We start from the raw sequence: 20,882 nt of genomic DNA, 5'->3' as shown, positions 1-20,882 counted from the left end.
CCCTTGGCTCTGGTCGCAGGCATGCACTCAGGTGCTTATCCCGCGATGTGCGGTGCAGGATACGAAGCTGTCATGCACGCTTATTCAAATGCCAGACCTGTTCGACTGGGTAGGTCTTCGCCCACTCCGCCGGTATTGCTGCGCGCGTGCCCGATGCCCATTCAGGCGCGTAAATCTCTTGATATCTAGCGACATGGAAGCCGATCTCGGCGAACAGCTCCATCCAGGACGCGATCGTCAGGTTAAAGCACACGCCGGTTGGCTCGTATTCGACATCCGTCCAATCCGCGCCCCACATGCCGCGATATGGGCGATGCAGCGTCCAGTCTGCGGGAGAGCCGTCAAGCGGCGAGCAAATCAGCGAAAGCGGATGGTTCCCGAGAAATACAAGCCGCCCGCCCGGACGCAACACCCGCCATGCCTCCCGTAGCCACTTGTCCGGCTGGCACCAGATGGAGGCCCCGTATTCCGAGATGGCGAAGTCGAACGCGGCATTCGTCAAGCCGGTGTCTTCAGCATTTCCCTCGATAAACGTGATGTCTGCGCCGTGTTCTAATGCGATCTGACGGGCGGTTGCCAACTGTTCGCTTGATATGTCGATTGCAGTGACCCGTGCACCGCGCCGAGCCATCCAGCCCGAGACGTATCCCGTTCCACACCCCAGCTCGATTGCGTCCAAACCTGTCATGTCCGGCGGAAGCAGCTGCAGGCCCTTGTCGGGATTGCCCCACGTGCCCCATTCCGGCGCCTCAAGGCTCCAACGCTCCTTGGCGAAGTCCACCCAGTTGACCGCATCGGTATTCCAGACATCTTTGTTGATTGTCAGGTAGTCGCGTGTCATCGCCCTGCTCCGGCCGTCCCTAGGGGTGTGACGTTACCACAAAATACGCCCAAAAAACACCACCAGCGGTGTCAGGCACACGCAACGGGATGTCCGCACATCAGGATGTGTCCACCAGAGCTTCCCCTTTAAACGCCGCAACTTAGTCAGAATTCCGCCAAGCTGCGGATACATTCGCCCGCGATTTTAGCCAAAGTCGAACCATCCGCCTCGCGGCGGTGTAACCAGTCATGAAAGTTGATACCCATGCCCCCAGAATTGCCCGCCAAAAACCTGCGCCATATGCTCACGGATTTCCTCCGGAACACCTCCGGCTCCGCCGTCGTGGACTGGGTCGTGCTGACCGCCGCCATCGCCGGTGTCGGCGTCGCGGTGGCCTCGGTGGTCAACCCGGGGGTGGACAACGCATCCAATGACATAAAACGCTGCATGAAGATTCAGGGCAAGATGTGGACGAACGACAATGGCGACGACTACGCCAGACGGCTCGCGCGCATGAAACGCCGCTGCGGCAACCTGTAAACCGCCCTTCCCCCCGCCCCGCCGCTCTGCCATAATCACGCTCAAACCAACAAAAATGAGCAGCGGTATGAGCGACCTTCTTAGCCAGGGCCAGGATGACTACAACGCCTCCTCCATCGAGGTGCTGGAGGGGCTGGAGCCCGTCCGCAAACGCCCCGGCATGTATATCGGCGGCACCGACGAGCGGGCGCTGCACCATCTGGTGGCCGAAGTCCTCGACAACTCCATGGACGAGGCCGTCGCCGGGCACGCCAACCGGATCGAGGTCACGCTGAACTCCGACTACTCCGTCACCATCTCCGACAACGGGCGCGGCATCCCGATCGATCCGCACCCCAAGTTCCCCGACAAATCCGCGCTGGAGGTCATCCTCTGCACGCTGCACGCAGGCGGCAAGTTCTCCGGCAAGGCCTACCAGACCTCCGGCGGTCTGCACGGCGTCGGGGCCTCCGTCGTCAACGCGCTCAGCGATAGCATGGTGGTGCAAGTCGCCCGCAACAAGGAGCTGTTCGAGCAACGCTTCTCCCGTGGTCTGCCCCTTGGCCCCATCGAGAAAATCGGCCCCACCCAGAACCGCCGTGGCACCACGGTGACCTTCCACGCCGACGCCGAAATCTTCGGCAACCACCGCTTCAAGCCCGCCCGCCTGTTCAAGTCCATCCGCTCCAAGGCCTATCTGTTCTCCGGCGTGGAAATCCGCTGGAAAACCGAAATCGACGACGGCGAGACCCCCGCCACCGCGACCTTCCACTTCCCCGGCGGGCTGTCCGATTACCTCAAGGAAACGCTGGGCAAATCCACCACCTATGCCGATGCCGCCTTCGCAGGCACCGTGGACTTCAAGGAAAAGTTCAACGCCGCAGGCAAGGTCGAGTGGGCGATCAACTGGACCCCGTCCCGCGACGGCTTCATCCAGAGCTACTGCAACACCGTCCCCACCCCAGAGGGCGGCACCCATGTCACCGGCTTCTGGGCCGCGATCCTCAAGGGCATCAAGGCTTACGGCGAGCTGACCAACAACAAGAAGGCCGCGCAGATCACCCGCGACGACCTGATGTCCGGCGGCTGCGCGCTGGTGTCGTGCTTCATCGCCGACCCCGCTTTCGTCGGCCAGACCAAGGACCGCCTGTCCACCGAGGCCGCCGCCAAGTATTGCGAGGCCGCCGTGCGCGACCATTTCGACAACTGGCTCGCTTCCGACACCAAATCCGCGGGCGCCATCCTCGATTTCCTCGTGCTCAGGGCCGAGGAACGCCTGCGCCGCAAGCAGGAGAAGGAGACCTCCCGCAAATCCGCCACCAAGAAGCTGCGCCTGCCCGGCAAGCTGACCGATTGCACCAGCAAAACCCGCGAAGGCACCGAGCTGTTCATCGTCGAGGGCGACAGCGCCGGCGGCTCCGCCAAGGGCGCGCGCAACCGCGTCACGCAGGCCCTGCTGCCGCTCAAGGGCAAGATCCTTAACGTGCTGGGGGCCGCCTCCGGCAAGCTTACCTCGAACGCCGAAATCTCCGACCTGTGCGAGGCGCTCGGCGTCGGCATGGGCACCAAATTCAACGTCGAGGATCTGCGCTACGACAAGATCATCATCATGACCGACGCCGATGTCGACGGCGCGCATATCGCGTCGCTGCTGATGACCTTCTTCTTCATCCAGATGCGCCCGCTGATCGACCAGGGCCACCTCTACCTCGCCTGCCCGCCCCTCTACCGCCTGACCCAAGGCGCCAACCGCCTCTATGTGGCTGACGATGCCGCTAAAGAGGCGGCGCTGCTCAAAGGCTTGGGCGGCAAGGGAAAAATCGACGTGCAGCGATTCAAAGGTCTGGGCGAGATGGACGCGAAGGATTTGAAAGAAACCACAATGGACCCCGCCTCCCGCCAACTCATCCGCGTCACCGTGCAGGAAGACGAGCCGGGCGAAACCTCCGACCTGGTCGAGCGCCTGATGGGCAAAAAGCCGGAACTGCGGTTCGAATATATCCAGCAGAACGCGAAGTTTGTTGAGGATGTGGATGTTTAGGGTTGGCTTGAAATCAAACTTCGAACCATCCAAATACAGGCGTAAACCATTGTAATAAGTGAGTTTTCTGCTATTATAAGTTCATGAATTGCAACCAGAAGGAGCAAAAATTCAATGAGCCATTTCAGTAACTTACCAAGCGCTAAAACGAATCGAAAGATTCGCAATAAAGTGATTAAAAACAATGGCTTACGGCGCAGGTCATGGCTAGCGAGGAGTGCGGGGTCCGCTGTCGCCAGTGCTTCGCCCTGCCCCGCACTCCTCGCTAGCCATGAAGCGTAGGCGTGTCAACACCAACATATACTAATTACACCATATGTTGCGTATTGGAAACTCCCTTGGGGAACATGTAGCAAGTTCATTTCAAATTCATCCCTCCGACGAGTGGGTATCTTCGGGCCAGCGACGAAGATTCACAGATCCATCATAACAACCCACCCGACAGAAGGCAGAGAAACGCTAAAGACAAGCCGCGCATCGCCGTCACGCGGGGTGGCGATCCAACCTCAGTGACATCCACTTTATGGCAGCCAAACTCTTCCCCCAAAACTGACCGTTCCCAGCATCAGCAAAATCGCCGCCCCATGGGACGTGACGGCGATGCGCGGCGGCCTGCGGCCTTGATTCCGCGCGAGGGCGCTACACCCCTACCCCTGCACCCCCTCCAGATACGCCACCAGATCAATCACCGGCTGGCTGGTCATGATCATCACCCCGTCCTCGCCACGGATGGTCTCGCCTTTGCCTTCGAAGAACTGCCCGTAGATCGGCATCGGGCTGCCATGCGACACCAAAGGGTCCCGCCCGTCGATCCGCGCAATCACCCGCGCGACCGGAAAGGTGCCGTCATTCTGGGCCGCAAGCTGCGTCAGGTCTGTCGGCCGTATAATCAGCACCGAGTTCATCGGCCCGTCCCCCTGCGCCTCAACCCCGTGGCAGGTGGCGCAATGCTGGGTGAACAATTCGGCCCCGTTCTCCGCGTCCTGCGCGGCGGCGGCGAGCGGGGCCAGAACGGCGATGACCAAAGCGGTGAGATGTTTCATGATGTGCACTCCTCTGCTGACACATCCAAGACTACCCGACGGCCCGAACTCGCGCATTGATATGCGTCAACGCCGCCTCGGTACCCGACAGAAAGCCGACACTTGGCAGACGGTTTGCAGACCGCCTAAATCGCTACTTTTGCAAGCTTTCGAGATACTCCGCCACCAGCAGCAGCGGCTCCGGCACCGGCGTCATCACGCCGTCCAGTTCGATCTGGTCCATAGGCCCGGAAAAGAACGCCCCGAACTCCGGCATAGCGGTCTCGAAGCCGGGGTTGCGGTGGAATCCGTCGATCGAGCTCAGCACCCGCTCCATCGGAAAAACACCGCCATTGCGGGCACTTAGCGTCGTCAGATCGGCGGGCTTGCGCTGCAACCCAGCCGCGACCCAGCCCGAACCGCTACCATCCGCGCCATGACATGCGGTGCAATTGTCCGCAAACAGCTGCGCGCCCGTGGGCGGCTCCGGCTCCGCGCATCCCGCCAGTGCCACAAGTGCCAGTAAATAAACGTTTTTCATCTGCGCCTCCATTCGTTTTGAGGCGAGACTAACAGCTTCCGGACACCCCGTCTTGCGCCATGTCAAAGCCCCTTGCCCTATCCGCAAAGACCCGCCACTGTGCCCCCATGCGCACGCTGATTATCCTTGCTTTCCTGAGCCTTACCGCCTGCGGCCGCCCCCTGTCCGAGGCCGAGGCCCGCTTCGCCTCCGAATTCCACGGCCCCGCGCTCGACACATCCAAGGTGCGCATCCGTCAGGCCCCTATCCTGAAGCTCTACAACACCACATACCCGACCCCGCCCCGCACCACCTGTTCGCAGAAAATCCTGCCGCCGGTGGCCCGGCCGACCATCACCAGCGCCCCCGGCGCGACTGTTTTATTCAATACAATCAACGTGAACCCGGACTACGCCGCCCGCGACTACCTACCGGCATACCCCGACGCGGCGCTGCTGTTGGCGTCGATGTTTCTGGCCCACGAGTTGGTCCATGTCTGGCAATGGCAGAACCGCGCGACCACCGGCTACCACCCGTTCAAGGCCGCGCAAGAGCACCAAAGCAGCCCCGACCCTTACCTGTTCGAGCTGTCCAACACCGCGGAGTTCCTCGATTTCGGCTACGAGCAACAAGGCGCCATCGCCGCAGAATACGTCTGCTGCGCCGCCCTCGCTCCCAAGGCTCCGCGCACCACGCGGCTGGAGCGGCTGATGCAACCCCATTTCGACCTCGCCGCCATGACAACCCGCCTCGACGACGCCAAGATGGTGCTGCCGTGGAAAGGGGTAGAGCTGGACGACATCTGCGATTAACCTGACGATCCGGAGGGATTTGCTATGAACACTTACGATATGACCGGCCGCGTGGCCGTGGTGACCGGCGGCGCGCAGGGGATCGGGCTGGCAGTCACCGAGCGCCTTCGCGCATCCGGCGCAAGCGTCGCGGTCTGGGACATGCGCGAGACGCAGACGGGCGATTTCAACACGACCTGCGATATATCGGATATGGCCTCTGTAAAGGCGGCGCTTGCTGCTACCGAGGACGAGCTCGGCCCCGTGGATATCTTGGTGAACTCCGCGGGCATCGCAGGCCCGAACGCGCCCATTCAGGACTACGACGATGGCGCATGGGCGCAGATTGTCGCCATCAACCTGACCGGCACCTACAACACCAACAAGGCGGTGCTGCCGGGCATGCAGGCGCGGGACTATGGCCGCATCCTCAACATTGCCTCCATCGCGGGCAAAGAAGGCAACCCCAACGCCTGCGCCTACTCGGCGTCCAAAGCGGGGGTCATCGGCTTTACCAAGTCCGCCGGCAAGGAGAACGCCGCGCATAACATTGCCATCAACTGCGTGACCCCCGCCGCCGCACGAACGCCGATTTTCGACCAGATGAGCGAGGAGCATATTGGCTACATGCTCTCCAAAATCCCCCGTGCGCGGTTCCTGGAGGTCGAGGAAGCCGCCAATATGATCGCATGGATCGTCTCCGCCGAGAACTCGTTTACCACGGGGGCGGTGTTTGACCTGTCCGGCGGGCGGGCAACCTATTGAGGCGACCCATATGAGCAACACATCCTACGCCCTGATCATGCTCGCCGCAGGTGTTGGCATCCCTGTCCTCGCGGCGTTGAATGCGCAGCTTGGCCGCCTGATCAGCGCCCCCGCCGCCGCGTCTGTCGTCCTGTTTGCCGTGGCGTTTCTATGTGCGCTGGTGGTCGTGATGCTCACGGGCCCCGCCGCCCTTGCCAAAATACCCTCCTCGCCGAAACACCTGATGCTGGCGGGCGTCCTGATCGCGTTTTATGTGCTGACCATCACCTATATCGCACCGCATTTCGGCATCGGCAACGCGGTGTTTTTCGTGCTTCTGGGGCAGTTGATCTCGGCGGCCCTGATCGACCACTTCGCACTGTTCGGTGCGGTTCACAGCCCGCTGACACCGACCCGCGCGGCGGGCATTGCGGTGATGGCGGCGGGGGTATTCCTGACCCAGATCACGGGCCGCGCCTAGGCCAGGGCGGACAGCTTTTCCCATAATTCATCGGCCACTTGCACCACGGAGGCCTCCGCCCGCGTGGCCCCCGGAATACGCGCGCCGGGCTGCTCTGCCACGGCATCGACCACGCGGCCCACACGCGCTGCAAATGCATCGGTGTAGGTGCCGGGGTCCAGCAGCAGGTAGAACTGTCCCAGCCCGTGCGGCGGGCCGTCGGGCAACTTCAAGCCGCCCACATCCAGCGAGTTGACCGAGCCGGTCATAGCCGCCGCCAGCACCTCCGCCATCAGGCCAAAGCCCCAGCCCTTGTAGCCACCCGTAGACAGCAACGCGCCGCCAAGGGCGGCCTCCGGGTCGGTGGTCGGCTGACCTGCCGCGTCGACGGCCCAGCCCAGCGGAATGCTCTCTCCCGCAGCCTTCGCCATGGTGATCTTGCCCAAAGCCACAGCGGAGGTCGAGAAATCGAAATGCATCGCAGGCGCATCGGTCCCCGGCACCGTCATGGCAATCGGGTTGGTGCCGATCACCGCCTTGTTGCCGCCGGGCGGCGCCACCACCGGAGAGGCATTGGTGAAGCCGATGCCCACCAACCCTTGCGCCGCGATTTGTTCGGTGAAAAAGCCAAGCGAGGTGCAAGTATGTGCGTGCGCCACGGCCAGCGACGCCGTGCCGTTTTCCTTTGCCGCCGCAACCGCGTCGAGCAACGCGCGGGCGAAAGCCGCCTGCGCAAAGCCGAACTTCGCATCGGCCTTGACCGATCCGGGGCGCGGGCGTGTGACCACAGGCTCCACATCGCCTTTCACACGGCCGGAGGCCAGTTGCAGGCAGTAGCTTTCCAGATAGTAGAGACCGCAAATGACGTTGCCCGTCTCCTCGGCGCGGCGCACCGCGCGGGCGACTTCTGCGGCGACCCACGGGGCCGCGCCGTGGCGGGTCAGGGCCGCAACACTCAGCGCTTCGATCTCGTTCAGCGTTACTGCGACCATGTGACTACCCCGCCTTTTCTTCCAAGCTCAGCCATTCCTCTTCGGCAGCATCCAAGACCGCCTGCCGCTCCACCAGTGCATCGGTGGCCTTTTGGAACTTGGCCGGATGGTCGGTGAACAGGTTTGGATCAGACAGGAACTCGACCAGTTTGGCAATCTCTGCCTCCAGTCGCTCCATTTCGGCAGGCAAAGCCTCCAGCCGGTGCTTTTCGGTGAAAGACAAGCCGCCGTCGGCTTTCTTCTCCGCTGCCGCCTGACGCCCTTTTTCGCGCCGCGTCTGCGCGGGTTTGTCAGACAGCACAGCCTCGTCCCCGCCTTCCGCCGCCTGCGCCTTGTAGTCGGACCAGCCGCCCGCATAGACGGTCGCCTTACCGTCCTTCAGCGCCACGGTGGTCGAGGCCACGCGGTCGAGGAAATCTCGGTCGTGGCTGACCAGAATGACGGTGCCGTCATAGTCGCCGATCAGCTCCTGCAACAGGTCCAGCGTCTCGATGTCCAGATCGTTGGTCGGCTCGTCGAGGATCAGAAGATTGCTTTCCCGCGCCATGATCCGCGCCAGCAGCAGGCGGGCTTTCTCGCCGCCCGACAGGGATTTCACCGGCGCGCGGGCTTGCGCCTCGTCGAACAGGAATTCCTTGAGGTAGCCCACCACATGCTTGGGCGTGCCGCGCACCATGATGTGGTCGCCCTGCCCGCGCACGCGGGTGGTCGGGTCTTCCGTCAGCGACGCCCACAGGGTCGCCTCGGGGTCCAGCGCCGCGCGGTTCTGGTCGAACACCGCCATTTCCAGATTGGTGCCGATCTTTACCGTGCCGGAATCCGGCTCAATTTCGCCGGTCATCAGCTTAAGTAAAGACGTTTTGCCCGCCCCGTTCGGGCCCACCAGCGCGATGCGGTCACCGCGGTTCACCTTCAGCGAGAAGTTCTTCACAATGATCTTATCGTCAAACGCAAGCGACACATCCTCCATCACGAAGACCTGCTTGCCGGATTTCGGCCCCGCCTCCAAGGCCATCGCGGCCGAGCCTTGCCGTTGTATCTGGCTGGCGCGTTCCGCCCGCAAATCCTGCAACGCCCGCACGCGGCCTTGGTTGCGCTTGCGCCGCGCCGAGATGCCTTCAACAGCCCATCGCGCCTCCGCCTTGATCTTGCGGTTCAGCTTGTGGCGTTGCTGGTCTTCCTCTTCCCACATCTTGTCGCGCCATTCCTCGAAGCGGTCGAACCCCGTCTCCTGCCGACGCACCTGCCCGCGATCCACCCACAGCGTCGCGCGGGTCAGCGCGCGCAGGAAGGCGCGGTCGTGCGAGATCAGGATAAATGCAGCGCGGGTCGAGGACAGGTGTGATTCCAGCCATGCAATCGCTTCGATATCCAGATGGTTGGTCGGCTCGTCGAGTAGCATCAATTCCGGTGCTTCGGCCAGCAGCTTCGCCAAGGCGGCACGGCGACGTTCCCCGCCGGAGGCCGCAGAGACCTCCGCCTCAAGATTCAGTTTCAACCCTTCAGCCGCGCTCAAAAGCTTGTATTCCTCGCTCGGGTCCATCTCGCTCAATGCGAAATCCCCGAGCGTCGCAAAGCCTGTCAGGTCGGGGTCTTGCTGCATGTAGCCAGTGGTGACGCCGGGCGCGAGGAATCGCGCGCCGGTGTCGGGCTCCACCAGCCCACCCATGACCTTCATCAGGGTCGATTTTCCCGATCCGTTGCGGCCCACAAGGGCCACCCGATCGCCGGGCTGAACCACAAGGCTCAAGTCTGAAAACAAGGGATCACCGCCGAAGGTCAGCGAGATGTCGGTCAGTTGGAGAAGAGGTGTGCGTGCCATGGGACCATCCGCTACGGCGTCACGGCAACGGCGTCAACAGATCACCCTGCGACCGCGCGCAAAAGCTTCTTGCGGGCGGGGGGGATGGCGCTGATTTCAAGGCCCGTGAACACATGCATCGTGTTCAGGTCACGGTCCACCACGGCATGGTCGCTGACCCAGCCGCCCATCAGCAGATAGGTCCGCAGCAAGGGCGGCATGGCCTTCATAGCTGCCTTTACGTCAGCGTGGCGCGCGCGCAGGTTGCGGGCGAAGGGGAACACGAAAGGTGCCTTGACCCGAGGCAGCCAGCGCTTGGGGGCCAGATGGCGCTCTTTGAGCAGGGAAAAGGCGTCGAGATAGGCGTCCCCCGACGTGCCTTTGAATGAGGAGCAGCCGAATAACATCTCCACCCCCGTCTCATCGACATAGGCCGTCAACGCGCCCCAAGCGACACGCAGGATGTCGGGGTCATGGTGGTCGGGGTGGATGCAAAAGCGGCCCATCTCGACCATCGCGCCTTCGAACTCGACGAGACACGCCAACCCGTAGTGCTGGGCAGAATAGCTGCGCTCGATGGCCCGCCCGTTGTCCAGCGGCAGCAGCCGGAAGCAACACACCACGTTGCTGGTGCTGACGTCCTCCACAAGCATATGTCGGCAAAGGTCGTCATAGGTATCGATGTCCGATGCCGTAGCTCGAAAGACCAGCCCCCGCAGCCGCTGCGCGGCCTCAATATCGGTCGGTCCGTCAGCGAAGCGGGCGATATAGCGACCTTTGCGCAGCATCGGCATGGATCAGGCTCCAACATGCCTCCCCCACACGGGGAACGGCTCTGGGTTCTACCTAAGTATTAACCAGCGGCTTGCGCAAGACAGGGTCTCAGTCGCCCAAGGCCTCGCCCAAGTCGATCCGGCCGAAGTTGCGGATGATCTGGCGGATGAATGTGACGTCACGCACGGTTGTCTCGGTCACGCGCCGCGACAGGGTAACGACACGCCCGTTTTCCAACCCGAACCGCTCCACGTTTTGCAACACGTCCCCATCCCCGAAGCGCAGCGCCACGACCTGACGGTCGATCTCCTGCGGCTTTCTATAGGCGAAATGGCGCACCTTGCTACCGACATAGAACCAGTCGCCGCCCCTCAGGACACCAGAGGTGGAGGGCTTGCCTACACGCTCCTCGACAGAGGCGCGCGTATCTACCCCGACCGTCAGGCTTTGCAGGTCTTCCTCGATCGGCACGTAGCCGTGATTGCGGATAACTTCCGAGCATCCTGCCACGAAAAATAGTGCCGTCACTGCAACCAGTTGGACCAGTCGCGATGCCTGCTTGTTCTCACCGTGCCGCATGCGCGACCCCCGTTTCTTGTTCGTGTCTTGCTCTACTCGGGCCCGAGGGCTTACAGAGGGACTTACAGAAGGACGCGCACGTGATCAAGAAAGATAGCTTCCCCATGGCCAACACCACCCTGCTGCGGCTCGCAGACCTGCCAAGCCGAAAACCCACCCAGATCAACTACACTCCCGATGCAGCGGCCATGAGCCGGTTGGCGGAGGAGATGGGTCTGAGCGCCCTGCGCAAGATGCGCCTTGAGGGGACGTTGCAGCCCTTGGGCAAGACCGACTGGCGTCTTGACGCCCGTTTAGGGGCCACGGTGGTGCAGCCTTGCGTCGTGACGCTGGAGCCGGTGACCACCCGCATCGACGAGACGCTTACGCGGCAATACCTGTCCGACTGGCAGGAACCCACCGAGGCGGAGGCGGAGATGGATGGCGACGACACCTCCGAGCCGTTGCCCGCAACGCTTGATATTGCCGAGATCGCCGCCGAGGCGCTGGCGCTGGCCGTGCCACCCTACCCCCGCTCCGACGGGGCCGCGCTGGAGCAGACGGACTTCGCCGAGCCGGGGACCGAGCCTTTGACGGACGAGGTGGTGAAGCCCTTTGCGGGGCTCGCCGCGCTCAAGGCCAAGCTGGAAAACCCCGACGCGGAGTGATTTCCGCGAATCCCCTTGCCAAACGCTACGGAATCCGTATTTTCCGCGCTTCTTGAGATTATGGCTCTGGACGGGCCGCGTATGAGGCGTTAGACGCCCACGGAACACCGTCGACAGACGCTTGATTAGACACACGGGCCGCAAACCGGCCCCCGAACACCAAAGGTTGAGACATGGCCGTCCAGCAGAATAAAGTATCCAAGTCGCGCCGCAACAACCGCCGCGCCCATGACGCGCTGGTCGCCGCGAACCCGAACGAGTGCAGCAACTGCGGCGAACTGAAGCGCCCGCACCACGTCTGCCCGTCTTGCGGTCACTATGCAGAGCGCGAAGTCGTGGCTCTGGCCGACGAAGTCGATCTGGACGACGACGCCGCTTGAGCCTAGGCTGCGTCGCAACAATAATGCGACAAACAGGCAGGCTTCCCGGTGGGTTCATCTAAAACAGTTATCTCCATCGACGCGATGGGCGGGGACTTGGGCCCCGCCGCAGTCGTTGAGGGCATGGCAAAGTCTGCCGACCTGAACCCGGACATCCATTTTATCGTGCATGGCGACGGCGCCGAGCTGGAGCCGCTTTTGGCCAAGCGTGGCATCACGGACCGCTGCGAGATTCGTCACACCGACGAGGTGGTGACGATGCACGAAAAGCCCTCCCATGTGATGCGGCACGGCAAGGGTACGTCCATGTGGTCGGCCATCGACGCTGTGCGCGCCGGGGACGCGCCCGTCTGCGTCAGTTGCGGCAATACAGGCGCGCTGATGGCGGTTTCCATGATCCGGCTGCGCAAGGTTCCGGGCGTCAACCGTCCTGCCATCGCCTGCCTCTGGCCCTCCAACAACCCCTCCGGCTTCAACGTCATGCTAGATGTCGGCGCCGATATCCGCGCCGATCAGGACGATCTGCTGCAATACGCGCTCATGGGCATGAGCTACGCCCGCAACGGCTTCGGCCTGTCCCGCCCCCGCATTGGGCTGCTCAATGTCGGAACCGAGGAGCACAAGGGCCGAGCGGAGCTGAAAGTCGCGCATGAATTGATCGAGGCGGCGGCCGGGCAAAACGAATTCGAATATATCGGCTTCATCGAAGGCGGCGACATCCCGTCGGACCGCGTGGATGTCATCGTCACCGACGGCTTCACCGGCAACGTCGCGCTGAAAACTGCCGAGGGAACCGCTAACCTGATTTCCGAAACTCTGCGCGAAGCGTTCAAATACTCATGGCTCTCGCGGATGGCGGCGCTTCTGGCCTACCCGTCACTGCAACGCCTGAAAAAGCGGGTCGATCCTCGCCAGGCCAATGGCGGGGTGTTTCTGGGCCTCAACGGCACTGTGGTGAAGTCGCATGGCGCGGCGGACGGCACCAGCTTCGCGGCGGCGATCAAACTCGCGTCACAACTGGCGCAATCCGGATTTGGCGAGAAGCTGGCCGCGCGGGTTGCATCCCTCACCGAAGCAAGCCAGATTGAAGAACCGGCTTCCCAGAACCAAGACGCGTCGAAGGACACATCCAGCACATGAGCATGATCCGTTCAGTTCTTCGTGGCATGGGCCACGCCCTGCCCACCCGTGTGGTCGAGAACGCCGAATTCGAGGAGTGGATAGACACGTCCGATGCGTGGATCAAGTCCCGCTCCGGGATCGAGCGCCGCCACTTTGCGGCCGATGGTCAAACCACCTCGGACCTTGCCACCGACGCGGCGCGAGCGGCGCTGGAAGATGCAGGCATGACCGCCGAGACCGTCGATGCCATCATCGTCGCCACCTCGACCCCCGACACGACATTCCCGTCCGTCGCGACCTTCGTGCAAGGCAATCTGGGAATGAAAACCGGATTTGCCTTTGACGTGCAGGCCGTCTGCGCGGGCTTTGTCTTTGCGCTGTCCAATGCCGATGCCATGATTAAATCCGGCCAAGCCAAGCGGGTGCTCGTCATCGGCGCGGAGACGTTCTCGCGCATCATGAACTGGGAAGACCGCTCCACCTGCGTGCTGTTCGGCGACGGCGCGGGCGCGGTCGTGCTGGAAGCTGGCGAAGGCGACGGCACCGCGCAGGATGCAGGCATCCTCGCTACAGACCTGAATTCCGACGGCAGCTATCGCGACCTGCTCTATGTCGATGGCGGCGTCTCGAAGACGCAGACCACCGGTGTGCTGGTCATGCAGGGCAAGGAAGTTTTCCGCCACGCCGTCGACAAGCTGGCCAAGACCGCAGAAGCCGCTTTGGAAAAAGCCGGGCTAAGCGACGCGGATGTCGATTGGGTGGTCCCCCATCAGGCCAACCTGCGCATCATCAAGGCGACGGCCACCAAGATGAATGTACCCATGGACCGCGTCGTGGTGACTGTTCAAGACCACGGCAATACCTCTGCCGCATCGATTCCCCTTGCGCTGTCCGTGGCCAAGGCGGAAGGCAAATTTGCCCCCGGTCAGTTGCTGGTTATGGAGGCCATCGGCGGCGGTTTGGCATGGGGCGCGGTGGTTTTGCGCCTGTAAGGGGTGAAAAACCGCTCAAACAGCGCATAAAGGGTGCAATCCAAGCCCTTGATATTGACTCGGAAATTCCCCCGAGCCTATCGTCTTTCAAAGATAACAATTGGGGGACGTCATGACTGGTACTACATTGACCCGTATGGATCTAAGCGAAGCCGTATTCCGGGAGGTGGGGCTGTCGCGCAACGAAAGCTCCGATCTGGTCGAAAGCGTGCTACAGCACATGTCCGACGCGCTCGTCGCGGGCCAGCAGGTGAAGATATCGTCCTTCGGCACGTTTTCAGTGCGCGAGAAATCCGCGCGCATCGGTCGCAACCCGAAAACCGGCGAAGAGGTCCCGATCCATCCCCGCCGCGTGCTGACCTTCCGCCCGTCGCACCTGATGAAAGACCGCGTCGCGTCCGGCAACAAGTCCTGACCCACCTGAAAGGGGCCTGAATTCATGGCGACCAAGGCGCGTGACGCATTTCGCACCATCTCCGAAGTGGCCGACTGGCTGGATGTGCCTGCGCATGTGCTACGCTTCTGGGAAAGCAAGTTCAGCCAGATCAAGCCGGTGAAACGTGCCGGTGGCCGACGCTATTACCGCCCCGATGACATGCTGTTGATCGGCGGGATCAAAAAGCTGTTGCATGATGACGGCATGACCATCCGTGGCGTGCAAAAACTGCTTAAGGAAGACGGTATCAAAGCCGTGGCCGCCATGTCCACGCCACTCGACGGCATTGACGAGGCGGCCTCCCCGCGCACCCTGCGTCGCAAGGCGGAGGTCCCCGACGCGGAAGAGTTCACCGAAAACGCTGACACACCCGAGGAAAACGATCTGCCGAAGGAAGACCGCGAAGCCGTGGCAGCTTGGCAGGCCGATGCCGAACAGGAAGCAGAGCCCGCGCAGACACGTGCGCCGCTGGATCTGGAAACCGCCGCTGGTGCACCGCAGGAAGCACCCGAAGACGACAGCAAGCAGTCCGGTGAAGCCGAAGAAGTTCCGGAAGCCCCGTTCGTCGAGGTCGAAGAAGAGCCACAATTCGGCGGCGACAACGTCGTAGAATTGTCCGCCGCCCCCCGCACACCGGAACTACCCGAGGCCGCCTCGCCAGAGCCTAAGCCTAAGCCAGAGCCTGAGCCTGAGCCTGAGCCTGAGCCTGAGCCTGAGCCTGAGAAATTGGCCGCTCAAACCCCGGAAGACAAGCCGGAAGAGCCTCAAGCCGCCGCCCCCGTGGCCCCGGAGCCGACGGTCTTCCAACTGTCAGAGGCGCACCTGGCCGCTCAGTCACTCAAACGTAAACTGCGCACTGTCTCACCAGACAAACTGCACGCCTCGCCCGAACTCGCCGCACAGGTCGCGCGTTTGCAGGCTTTGCGTGACCGGCTCGCAAGCGATTTGCCGCGCCCGTAGGCGCAACATCACATGATGTTTGCGCCTCCCCAGCAATATTCCGGCCAAAGGCCTTGCCTCCGCTTGGAATTTGGCTATGAAGTGGCGCTATTCGTCGGGCTATGGCGCAGCCTGGTAGCGCGTCCGTCTGGGGGACGGAAGGTCGCAGGTTCGAGTCCTGCTAGCCCGACCAATCATCAAACGCCCGTGCGCCCCCGCGCCGGGCGTTTCGTGTATCCAAAGGGGCGGTAATGTCTGTTTTCAAGCCCGGCGTGCTCGCCGACCACCAAATGCAAATTCTGCTCTCAGACGGTGCGATCAGCGCTGACACACCCGTATCCGACGGCCAGATCCAGCCCGCTTCCCTCGACCTGCGCCTCGGCACCAAGGCCTACCGCGTCCGCGCGTCGTTTCTGACCGGGCGCGGTCATACGGTTAAGGAACGCCTCGCCGATTTCACCATGCACGAGATTGACCTGACCAGCGGCGCGGTTCTGGAAAAAGGCTGCGTCTACGTCGTCCCCCTGCTCGAAAAACTGGCGCTGCCGGCTGACATGGTCGCCGCCGCCTCCGCCAAATCCTCCATCGGTCGCCTTGATCTGCTGACCCGCGTCATCACCGACAATGGCGTGGAGTTCGATCGCGTTCCCGCAGGCTACTCCGGTCGCCTCTATGCCGAAATCTGCCCGCGCTCGTTTTCGGTGGTGGCCCGCACGGGTCAGATGTTGAACCAGATCATCTTCCGGTCCGGCAAAACCGTCTTGGACGACGACGAATTGCGCGCCCTGCACGCCGCCAGCCCGATCGTATCCGGCGATGCGGTTATTTCTGACGGGTTGGGTTTTTCGGTCGATCTCAAACCCGCTCAAGGCGATCTTGTGGGCTACCGCGCCAAACCCCATACAGGCGTTATCGACCTCGACAAGTTCAACCACTATGACCCGTCTGACTACTGGGAGGAGTTGCGCACAAAAGACGCCCGCCTGATCCTCGACCCCGGCGCCTTCTACATCCTTGTCAGCCAGCAGAGCATCGTCATACCGCCCAATTGCGCAGCCGAAATGGCCCCCTATCTGGCCATGGTCGGCGAATTTCGCGTCCACTACGCAGGCTTCTTTGACCCCGGCTTCGGCTATTCCGGCGCGGGCGGCACCGGCTCGCGCGGCGTGCTCGAGGTTCGCTGTCACGAAGCCCCCTTCGTGTTGGAGCACGGCCAGACCGTAGGCCGCCTCGTCTACGAACACATGTCCGAGATTCCGACGCAGCTTTACGGCCTCGACATCAAATCAAACTATCAAGGTCAGGGCCTGAAGCTTTCCAAACACTTCAAAGCCCCCGTTTAACCCGACATTAAGGTTAACGCGCCTGACAAAGGTTCCCCGCAGGGAACCACAGGCAACTCCACGCAAAAAAAACATCTCTCAAGACCCGGGACGCTGCCGCGCTCAACCCGGAAAACCGATTTCTTTTTTCCAAAAATACCTCCCCCGGAGGGTCGATCAGCCTAACTCCGTCAGGCCCGCAGGCACCTTCAGCCTATCAAAACCGCCCGATACGACGGCTCATACGCACCGCCTGTTTCGCTCGCTTCGACTGCTCCCCCGCTCCGCGGCGTTGCTCCGGCGTAAGTTCCTTGCCAGCTTTCCCCCGCTTGGCGGCGACATCAATGCCCTTGTTGATCCCCATATTGACCAAGCGGCGCAAGACCATGCGCATAACCATGTTGATAATCTGGTTCATCTCGTCTCTCCCGCCTGATGCTCAGGCATATAGGCATTAATCCTCGAAAAGCTCGTTCTGGCCTTCCGGGCTTTCATCTTCGTCGTCATCATCTGCATCAAGCGCTTCCAGTCCCGGCGCGGGTCGGTTGTCCAGCAAGCCTGCGGATCGCAACTCCTTCAGCCCCGGCAGATCGCGGGCGTTCTCCAGGCCGAAATGATCCAGAAACGTCTGCGTCACCACGAATGTCACGGGACGGCCCGGCGTCATACGGCGGCGGCCGAAGCGGATCCATTCCATCTCGATCAGTTGGTCCACCGTTCCGCGCGACACCGACACGCCACGGATCTCCTCGATCTCGGCGCGGGTCACCGGCTGGTGGTAAGCGACAATCGCCAGAGTTTCGATCGCCGCGCGCGAAAGTTTGCGCGTCTCGATCGTCTCCTTCTGCATCAGAAAGCCCAGATCTCCCGCCGTGCGCATCGCCCAGGCGTCCCCCACCCGCACCAGATGGACGCCACGCCCCTCATAGCGCTTCTTGAGGTAGACCAGCGCCTCCGCCGGATCTGAGCCATGCGGCATGCGGTCGGACAACTCCTTGATCGTCACCGCCTCGACAGACGCGAACAAAATCGCCTCCACCATGCGCTCCTGCTCCGCCATGGGGGGCGCCTCGAACAGGCTTTCTTCTTGTGGTTCAGCCATTTAGCTGTCCTTCTTGCGTATCTGAATGGGGGCAAAGGCATCGCCTTGTCGCATCTCCATCTGGCCCTGTTTGACCATCTCCAGCGACGCCGCAAAGGTGGAGGCGGTGGCGGAACGGCGCTTGACGAGGTCCGTCTCCCACCCCTCGGGCAGCCACGAAGTCAGGTCGGACCAGTCGCCCGCATAGCCGATCAGCCCGCGCATCCGCTCCAGCGCCTGCTCCATCGTGAACACCTTTTCGCGGTCCATGACGAACGGGCGAAACTCGTCCTTGGTCTTGATCCGCGCATAGGCCTGCATCAGGTCCAGAAGCGTCGCCGTGTAGGTCACCTTGCGCACCCGCGTGACGTCTTCTGGCAGTCCACGCGCGAAAAAGTCCCGCCCAAGCTGGTCGCGGGCCATCAGCTTCGCGGACGCCTCGCGCATCGCGCTCAGGCGTTCCAGCTGGAACGCCAGATGTGCGGCCAACTCTTCACCTGACGGGCCGTCCTCGGTCGGGTCGGGCGGCAGAAGCAGGCGGGATTTCAGGAAGGCCAGCCACGCGGCCATCACCAGGTAATCCGCCGCCAGTTCCAGCCGCAAAGCCTTGGCCTGCTCGATGAAAACCAGATATTGTTCCGCCAGTTGCAAGATCGAGACCTTGCGCAGGTCTACTTTCTGCGTGCGCGACAGGGTCAGCAGCAGGTCGAGAGGCCCCTCGAAGCCGTCTACATCAACGATCAGAGCCTCGGCCGCCAGCCGTGCTTCGACTGTGCCTTCGTCCCACTCGCCCTCGGTCTGGTCCTGCTCGCTCATGCGCTACCCTGCAACTAGGGTGCGAAACTCCGCCTCAAGGGCCGAAATGTCAATATCTGTTGGGGTTCTGCGCTGCGACAGCGCCCGCGTCGCGCGTGTTTGCGATTGCAGGCGCATCGGGCCGGACGCATCGGCCACCGCCACCATTTCCGACATGCGACCGTTGCAATGCAAGGCAATGTCGCAGCCCGCGCCCAGCGAGGCCCGCGCCCGCTCCGCCACGGTGCCGGATAGGGCCTCCATCGAGATGTCGTCGGTCATGATCAGGTTGTCGAAGCCGATCTCCTCGCGGATCATCTTCATCGCCTTGGCCGAGGTCGTGGCAGGCAGATCGTCGATGCAGGGAAATACGATATGCGCAGTCATGCCCATTGCCATATGGGTCAGCCGCTTGAACGGTGCGAAGTCCAGCGCGTCCAGCTCGGCACGGGGGACGTCGACCCGTGGCAGGTCCTTATGCCCGTCGACCACCGCACGACCATAGCCCGGAATATGCTTGAGCACCGGCAACACGCCGCCATCCAGCAGCCCCTGCTCTGTCGCCAGACACATCTCCACCACCGTATCGACATCCGAGCCGTAACAGCGGTTGCGTAAAACCGGATGGCTTTCCGGCCAGATCACGTCCGCCAGCGGCGCGCAATTGACGTCGATGCCGACCTCGGACAATTCCGCCGCAATCAGCCGGTTGCGCAGATACATCGCCCGTGCCGCATTGTCTCCGGCCATCTCCATCTGGTCCAGCGCGGGCGGGTATTCCCGCCACTCGGGCGCGCGCATCCGCTGCACCCGTCCGCCTTCCTGATCTATCAGGATCGGTGCGTTCCATCCAACGGCGGAGCGCAACTCGTCGGTCAGCGCCGAGAGTTGCTCCCGATTTTCAATATTCCGCGCAAAAAGGATAAATCCCCAAGGCTGTGCGCTTGCAAAAAAGCGATGTTCCGCCTCGGATAGCCGCAGCCCTTCGCACCCAAAAATGTAAGCGCCTGAGAGCATTGCAGAGACCTTTTAAACAAGTTCGGCATTGCACGCTCGCACAAACCGAACAAATGACCGTTTAACGCGCCAGAACCGGTATACAGGCCGCCTTGCCCGCAACAAGAACCGCGCAGAAGCGGCGAGAGGCGTTCAGATCGTCAAAGCCAACGACCCGCAAGCGGTAAAACTTGCGCCCGCCTGACGTGGCTTCCTGAATAACCCGCGACTTGCCGTCGATATAATCCTCGAACCGTTCGGCGATCTTGTCCCACTCGGCGCGGGCGGTTTCGGCATCGTCGAATGCGCCAAGCTGTACCAGACGGGTGCCTGACGCAATCGTGCTCGGGTCAACCTCGGCTGTTGCTTCTCCGCCACCAACGGCGGCTACGGCCGCGGCCACGGCAGCGCGTTCCTGCATGGCGGCCAGATCAATCTCGGGCTTGCGCCCCGGCACGGGGGAGCGGTTCACACCGGGAACTTTCGGGTCAAGGATCGGGCGCGCGGGGTCCGCTGCAAGCTCTTCGTCTGCGTCATCGAGCGGCTCGACGCCATCGGCAATCTGGTCGGCCAGCGCCCGCGCGCTCTCGGTCACGTCATCTTCACTGAGCTCAGTGGTCAGCGACACCATCGTGCCGACGACCTCTTCGATCACACCTTCCGCGTCGACTTCGACTTCATTCGGTGCGGGTGCAATCCTGTCTTCCTGCGTCAGGTCAATGGGGTCAGGCGCAAGGATCACCTGCGGCGTCGGCCCTTCGGCCTCGCCTTCGGACTGCACGGAATTTACTGCCAAACCAGTATGTTGCGCCAGTTGCCCGCCAGGATCAGCGGGTTGAACACGGGCCGGTCCCTCAAGGGCGCGGATGACAGGCACGTCGGTGACGTCACGGGTGGTCAGCTGGTAGCCCCAGACGGCCAAACCCAACACCAACACCACGGAGCTGCCTGCCCCCACAAGGTTCATCACACGCGAAAACGCCCCCTGCTGCGGGGCCTCCGGCGCATCGAACGCACCAAATTCCAGATCTGCCATACTCGCCTCTCCGCCCCCGAATTGGTTTCGGGTGGTCTGTCTTTAAGCCTGCTCGTGGCTCTCCGGACCG

Annotated in this window: 24 protein-coding genes and 1 tRNA gene; 13 read left to right on the top strand and 12 right to left on the bottom strand. The window is 62.3% G+C overall.

All coding sequences use genetic code 11. The features are described from left to right. Positions 1 to 70: 70 nt before the first annotated feature. A complete protein-coding gene (locus tag THALAR_RS12090) occupies positions 71 to 841 on the bottom strand; it encodes a class I SAM-dependent methyltransferase (protein WP_021101855.1) in 771 nt (256 codons plus the stop codon). Between the two features lie 246 nt (positions 842 to 1,087). Here THALAR_RS12090 and THALAR_RS12085 point away from each other — a divergent pair, with 246 nt between their 5' ends. Both THALAR_RS12085 and parE read left to right on the top strand, forming a co-directional pair. Next, entirely contained in the window at positions 1,088 to 1,363 is a 276-nt protein-coding gene (locus tag THALAR_RS12085) for a hypothetical protein (RefSeq protein WP_021101853.1), read from the top strand. 67 nt (positions 1,364 to 1,430) lie between these two features. Continuing rightward, positions 1,431 to 3,383, top strand: coding sequence for a DNA topoisomerase IV subunit B (gene parE, locus THALAR_RS12080; protein ID WP_021101852.1), 1,953 nt, complete (start codon positions 1,431 to 1,433; stop codon positions 3,381 to 3,383). 647 nt (positions 3,384 to 4,030) lie between these two features. Here parE and THALAR_RS12075 read toward each other — a convergent pair. Next, positions 4,031 to 4,426 carry a c-type cytochrome gene (locus THALAR_RS12075; RefSeq protein WP_021101851.1) on the bottom strand — a complete coding sequence of 132 codons (396 nt, stop codon included), beginning with the start codon at positions 4,424 to 4,426 and terminating at the stop codon, positions 4,031 to 4,033. Positions 4,427 to 4,559: 133 nt separating this feature from the next. Beyond that, positions 4,560 to 4,946 (bottom strand): c-type cytochrome, encoded by a 387-nt coding sequence (locus THALAR_RS12070; protein WP_040818602.1) that lies wholly within the window; start codon positions 4,944 to 4,946, stop codon positions 4,560 to 4,562. Positions 4,947 to 5,053: 107 nt separating this feature from the next. Between THALAR_RS12070 and THALAR_RS12065 the strand changes: the two genes are divergently transcribed. From THALAR_RS12065 to THALAR_RS12055, 3 genes are read left to right on the top strand one after another with little or no spacing between them, the layout of a single operon-like run. Next, entirely contained in the window at positions 5,054 to 5,737 is a 684-nt protein-coding gene (locus tag THALAR_RS12065) for a hypothetical protein (protein ID WP_021101849.1), read from the top strand. A gap of 24 nt (positions 5,738 to 5,761) precedes the next feature. Then, complete coding sequence (locus THALAR_RS12060; protein WP_021101848.1) at positions 5,762 to 6,481, top strand: SDR family NAD(P)-dependent oxidoreductase; 720 nt, start codon at positions 5,762 to 5,764, stop codon at positions 6,479 to 6,481. A 10-nt stretch (positions 6,482 to 6,491) separates the two neighbouring features. After that, positions 6,492 to 6,941 (top strand): DMT family transporter, encoded by a 450-nt coding sequence (locus tag THALAR_RS12055; protein WP_021101847.1) that lies wholly within the window; start codon positions 6,492 to 6,494, stop codon positions 6,939 to 6,941. Here THALAR_RS12055 and THALAR_RS12050 read toward each other — a convergent pair. From THALAR_RS12050 to THALAR_RS12035, 4 genes are all read right to left on the bottom strand, one after another. Beyond that, positions 6,938 to 7,912, bottom strand: coding sequence for an Ldh family oxidoreductase (locus THALAR_RS12050; protein ID WP_021101846.1), 975 nt, complete (start codon positions 7,910 to 7,912; stop codon positions 6,938 to 6,940). The genes THALAR_RS12055 and THALAR_RS12050 overlap by 4 nt on opposite strands. Before the next feature lie 4 nt (positions 7,913 to 7,916). Then, the gene (locus THALAR_RS12045; RefSeq protein ID WP_021101845.1) at positions 7,917 to 9,734 is read right to left on the bottom strand and encodes an ABC-F family ATP-binding cassette domain-containing protein; all 1,818 of its coding nucleotides are present in this window, start codon (positions 9,732 to 9,734) and stop codon (positions 7,917 to 7,919) included. A gap of 41 nt (positions 9,735 to 9,775) precedes the next feature. Continuing rightward, on the bottom strand, positions 9,776 to 10,507 hold the full coding sequence (locus THALAR_RS12040; RefSeq protein WP_021101844.1) for a GNAT family N-acetyltransferase: 732 nt from the start codon (positions 10,505 to 10,507) through the stop codon (positions 9,776 to 9,778). Between the two features lie 88 nt (positions 10,508 to 10,595). Next, on the bottom strand, positions 10,596 to 11,066 hold the full coding sequence (locus THALAR_RS12035; protein WP_021101843.1) for an outer membrane protein assembly factor BamE: 471 nt from the start codon (positions 11,064 to 11,066) through the stop codon (positions 10,596 to 10,598). Between the two features lie 80 nt (positions 11,067 to 11,146). Between THALAR_RS12035 and THALAR_RS12030 the strand changes: the two genes are divergently transcribed. The 8 genes from THALAR_RS12030 (at position 11,147) to THALAR_RS11995 (ending at position 16,925) form a co-directional block, all read left to right on the top strand. Then, positions 11,147 to 11,713 carry a YceD family protein gene (locus tag THALAR_RS12030; RefSeq protein WP_021101842.1) on the top strand — a complete coding sequence of 189 codons (567 nt, stop codon included), beginning with the start codon at positions 11,147 to 11,149 and terminating at the stop codon, positions 11,711 to 11,713. A 173-nt stretch (positions 11,714 to 11,886) separates the two neighbouring features. Then, on the top strand, positions 11,887 to 12,093 hold the full coding sequence (gene rpmF, locus THALAR_RS12025) for a 50S ribosomal protein L32 (RefSeq protein ID WP_021101841.1): 207 nt from the start codon (positions 11,887 to 11,889) through the stop codon (positions 12,091 to 12,093). 48 nt (positions 12,094 to 12,141) lie between these two features. Further along, positions 12,142 to 13,233: a phosphate acyltransferase PlsX gene (gene plsX, locus THALAR_RS12020; RefSeq protein ID WP_021101840.1), complete on the top strand. Its 1,092-nt coding sequence runs from the start codon at positions 12,142 to 12,144 to the stop codon at positions 13,231 to 13,233. A gap of 2 nt (positions 13,234 to 13,235) precedes the next feature. Next, positions 13,236 to 14,207 carry a beta-ketoacyl-ACP synthase III gene (locus THALAR_RS12015; RefSeq protein ID WP_040818598.1) on the top strand — a complete coding sequence of 324 codons (972 nt, stop codon included), beginning with the start codon at positions 13,236 to 13,238 and terminating at the stop codon, positions 14,205 to 14,207. A gap of 112 nt (positions 14,208 to 14,319) precedes the next feature. Next, positions 14,320 to 14,622 (top strand): integration host factor subunit alpha, encoded by a 303-nt coding sequence (ihfA, locus tag THALAR_RS12010; RefSeq protein ID WP_083483466.1) that lies wholly within the window; start codon positions 14,320 to 14,322, stop codon positions 14,620 to 14,622. Positions 14,623 to 14,646: 24 nt separating this feature from the next. After that, positions 14,647 to 15,603, top strand: coding sequence for a MerR family transcriptional regulator (locus tag THALAR_RS18695; RefSeq protein WP_021101837.1), 957 nt, complete (start codon positions 14,647 to 14,649; stop codon positions 15,601 to 15,603). A 95-nt stretch (positions 15,604 to 15,698) separates the two neighbouring features. Next, positions 15,699 to 15,775 (top strand) — tRNA-Pro (locus THALAR_RS12000). A 58-nt stretch (positions 15,776 to 15,833) separates the two neighbouring features. Continuing rightward, positions 15,834 to 16,925, top strand: a complete 1,092-nt coding sequence (locus THALAR_RS11995) for a 2'-deoxycytidine 5'-triphosphate deaminase (RefSeq protein ID WP_021101836.1) — start codon at positions 15,834 to 15,836, stop codon at positions 16,923 to 16,925. Positions 16,926 to 17,121: 196 nt separating this feature from the next. Here the strand turns inward: THALAR_RS11995 and THALAR_RS11990 are convergent, their stop codons facing one another. The 5 genes from THALAR_RS11990 to THALAR_RS11970 form a co-directional block, all read right to left on the bottom strand. Further along, positions 17,122 to 17,322 carry a hypothetical protein gene (locus THALAR_RS11990; protein WP_021101835.1) on the bottom strand — a complete coding sequence of 67 codons (201 nt, stop codon included), beginning with the start codon at positions 17,320 to 17,322 and terminating at the stop codon, positions 17,122 to 17,124. Positions 17,323 to 17,358: 36 nt separating this feature from the next. Next, the gene (gene scpB, locus THALAR_RS11985) at positions 17,359 to 18,006 is read right to left on the bottom strand and encodes an SMC-Scp complex subunit ScpB (RefSeq protein WP_021101834.1); all 648 of its coding nucleotides are present in this window, start codon (positions 18,004 to 18,006) and stop codon (positions 17,359 to 17,361) included. Further along, positions 18,007 to 18,801 (bottom strand): segregation and condensation protein A, encoded by a 795-nt coding sequence (locus THALAR_RS11980; RefSeq protein ID WP_021101833.1) that lies wholly within the window; start codon positions 18,799 to 18,801, stop codon positions 18,007 to 18,009. 3 nt (positions 18,802 to 18,804) lie between these two features. Further along, complete coding sequence (gene nagZ / locus THALAR_RS11975) at positions 18,805 to 19,797, bottom strand: beta-N-acetylhexosaminidase (protein WP_021101832.1); 993 nt, start codon at positions 19,795 to 19,797, stop codon at positions 18,805 to 18,807. 61 nt (positions 19,798 to 19,858) lie between these two features. Continuing rightward, positions 19,859 to 20,812, bottom strand: coding sequence for an SPOR domain-containing protein (locus tag THALAR_RS11970; protein ID WP_021101831.1), 954 nt, complete (start codon positions 20,810 to 20,812; stop codon positions 19,859 to 19,861). Between the last annotated feature and the right edge of the window lie 70 nt (positions 20,813 to 20,882).

Origin of the sequence: Litoreibacter arenae DSM 19593 (genome assembly GCF_000442275.2) — a bacterium.
Taxonomy (GTDB): domain Bacteria; phylum Pseudomonadota; class Alphaproteobacteria; order Rhodobacterales; family Rhodobacteraceae; genus Litoreibacter; species Litoreibacter arenae.
Note: the sequence above shows the minus strand (reverse complement) of the source record. Positions and strands in the feature narration are given on the sequence as shown.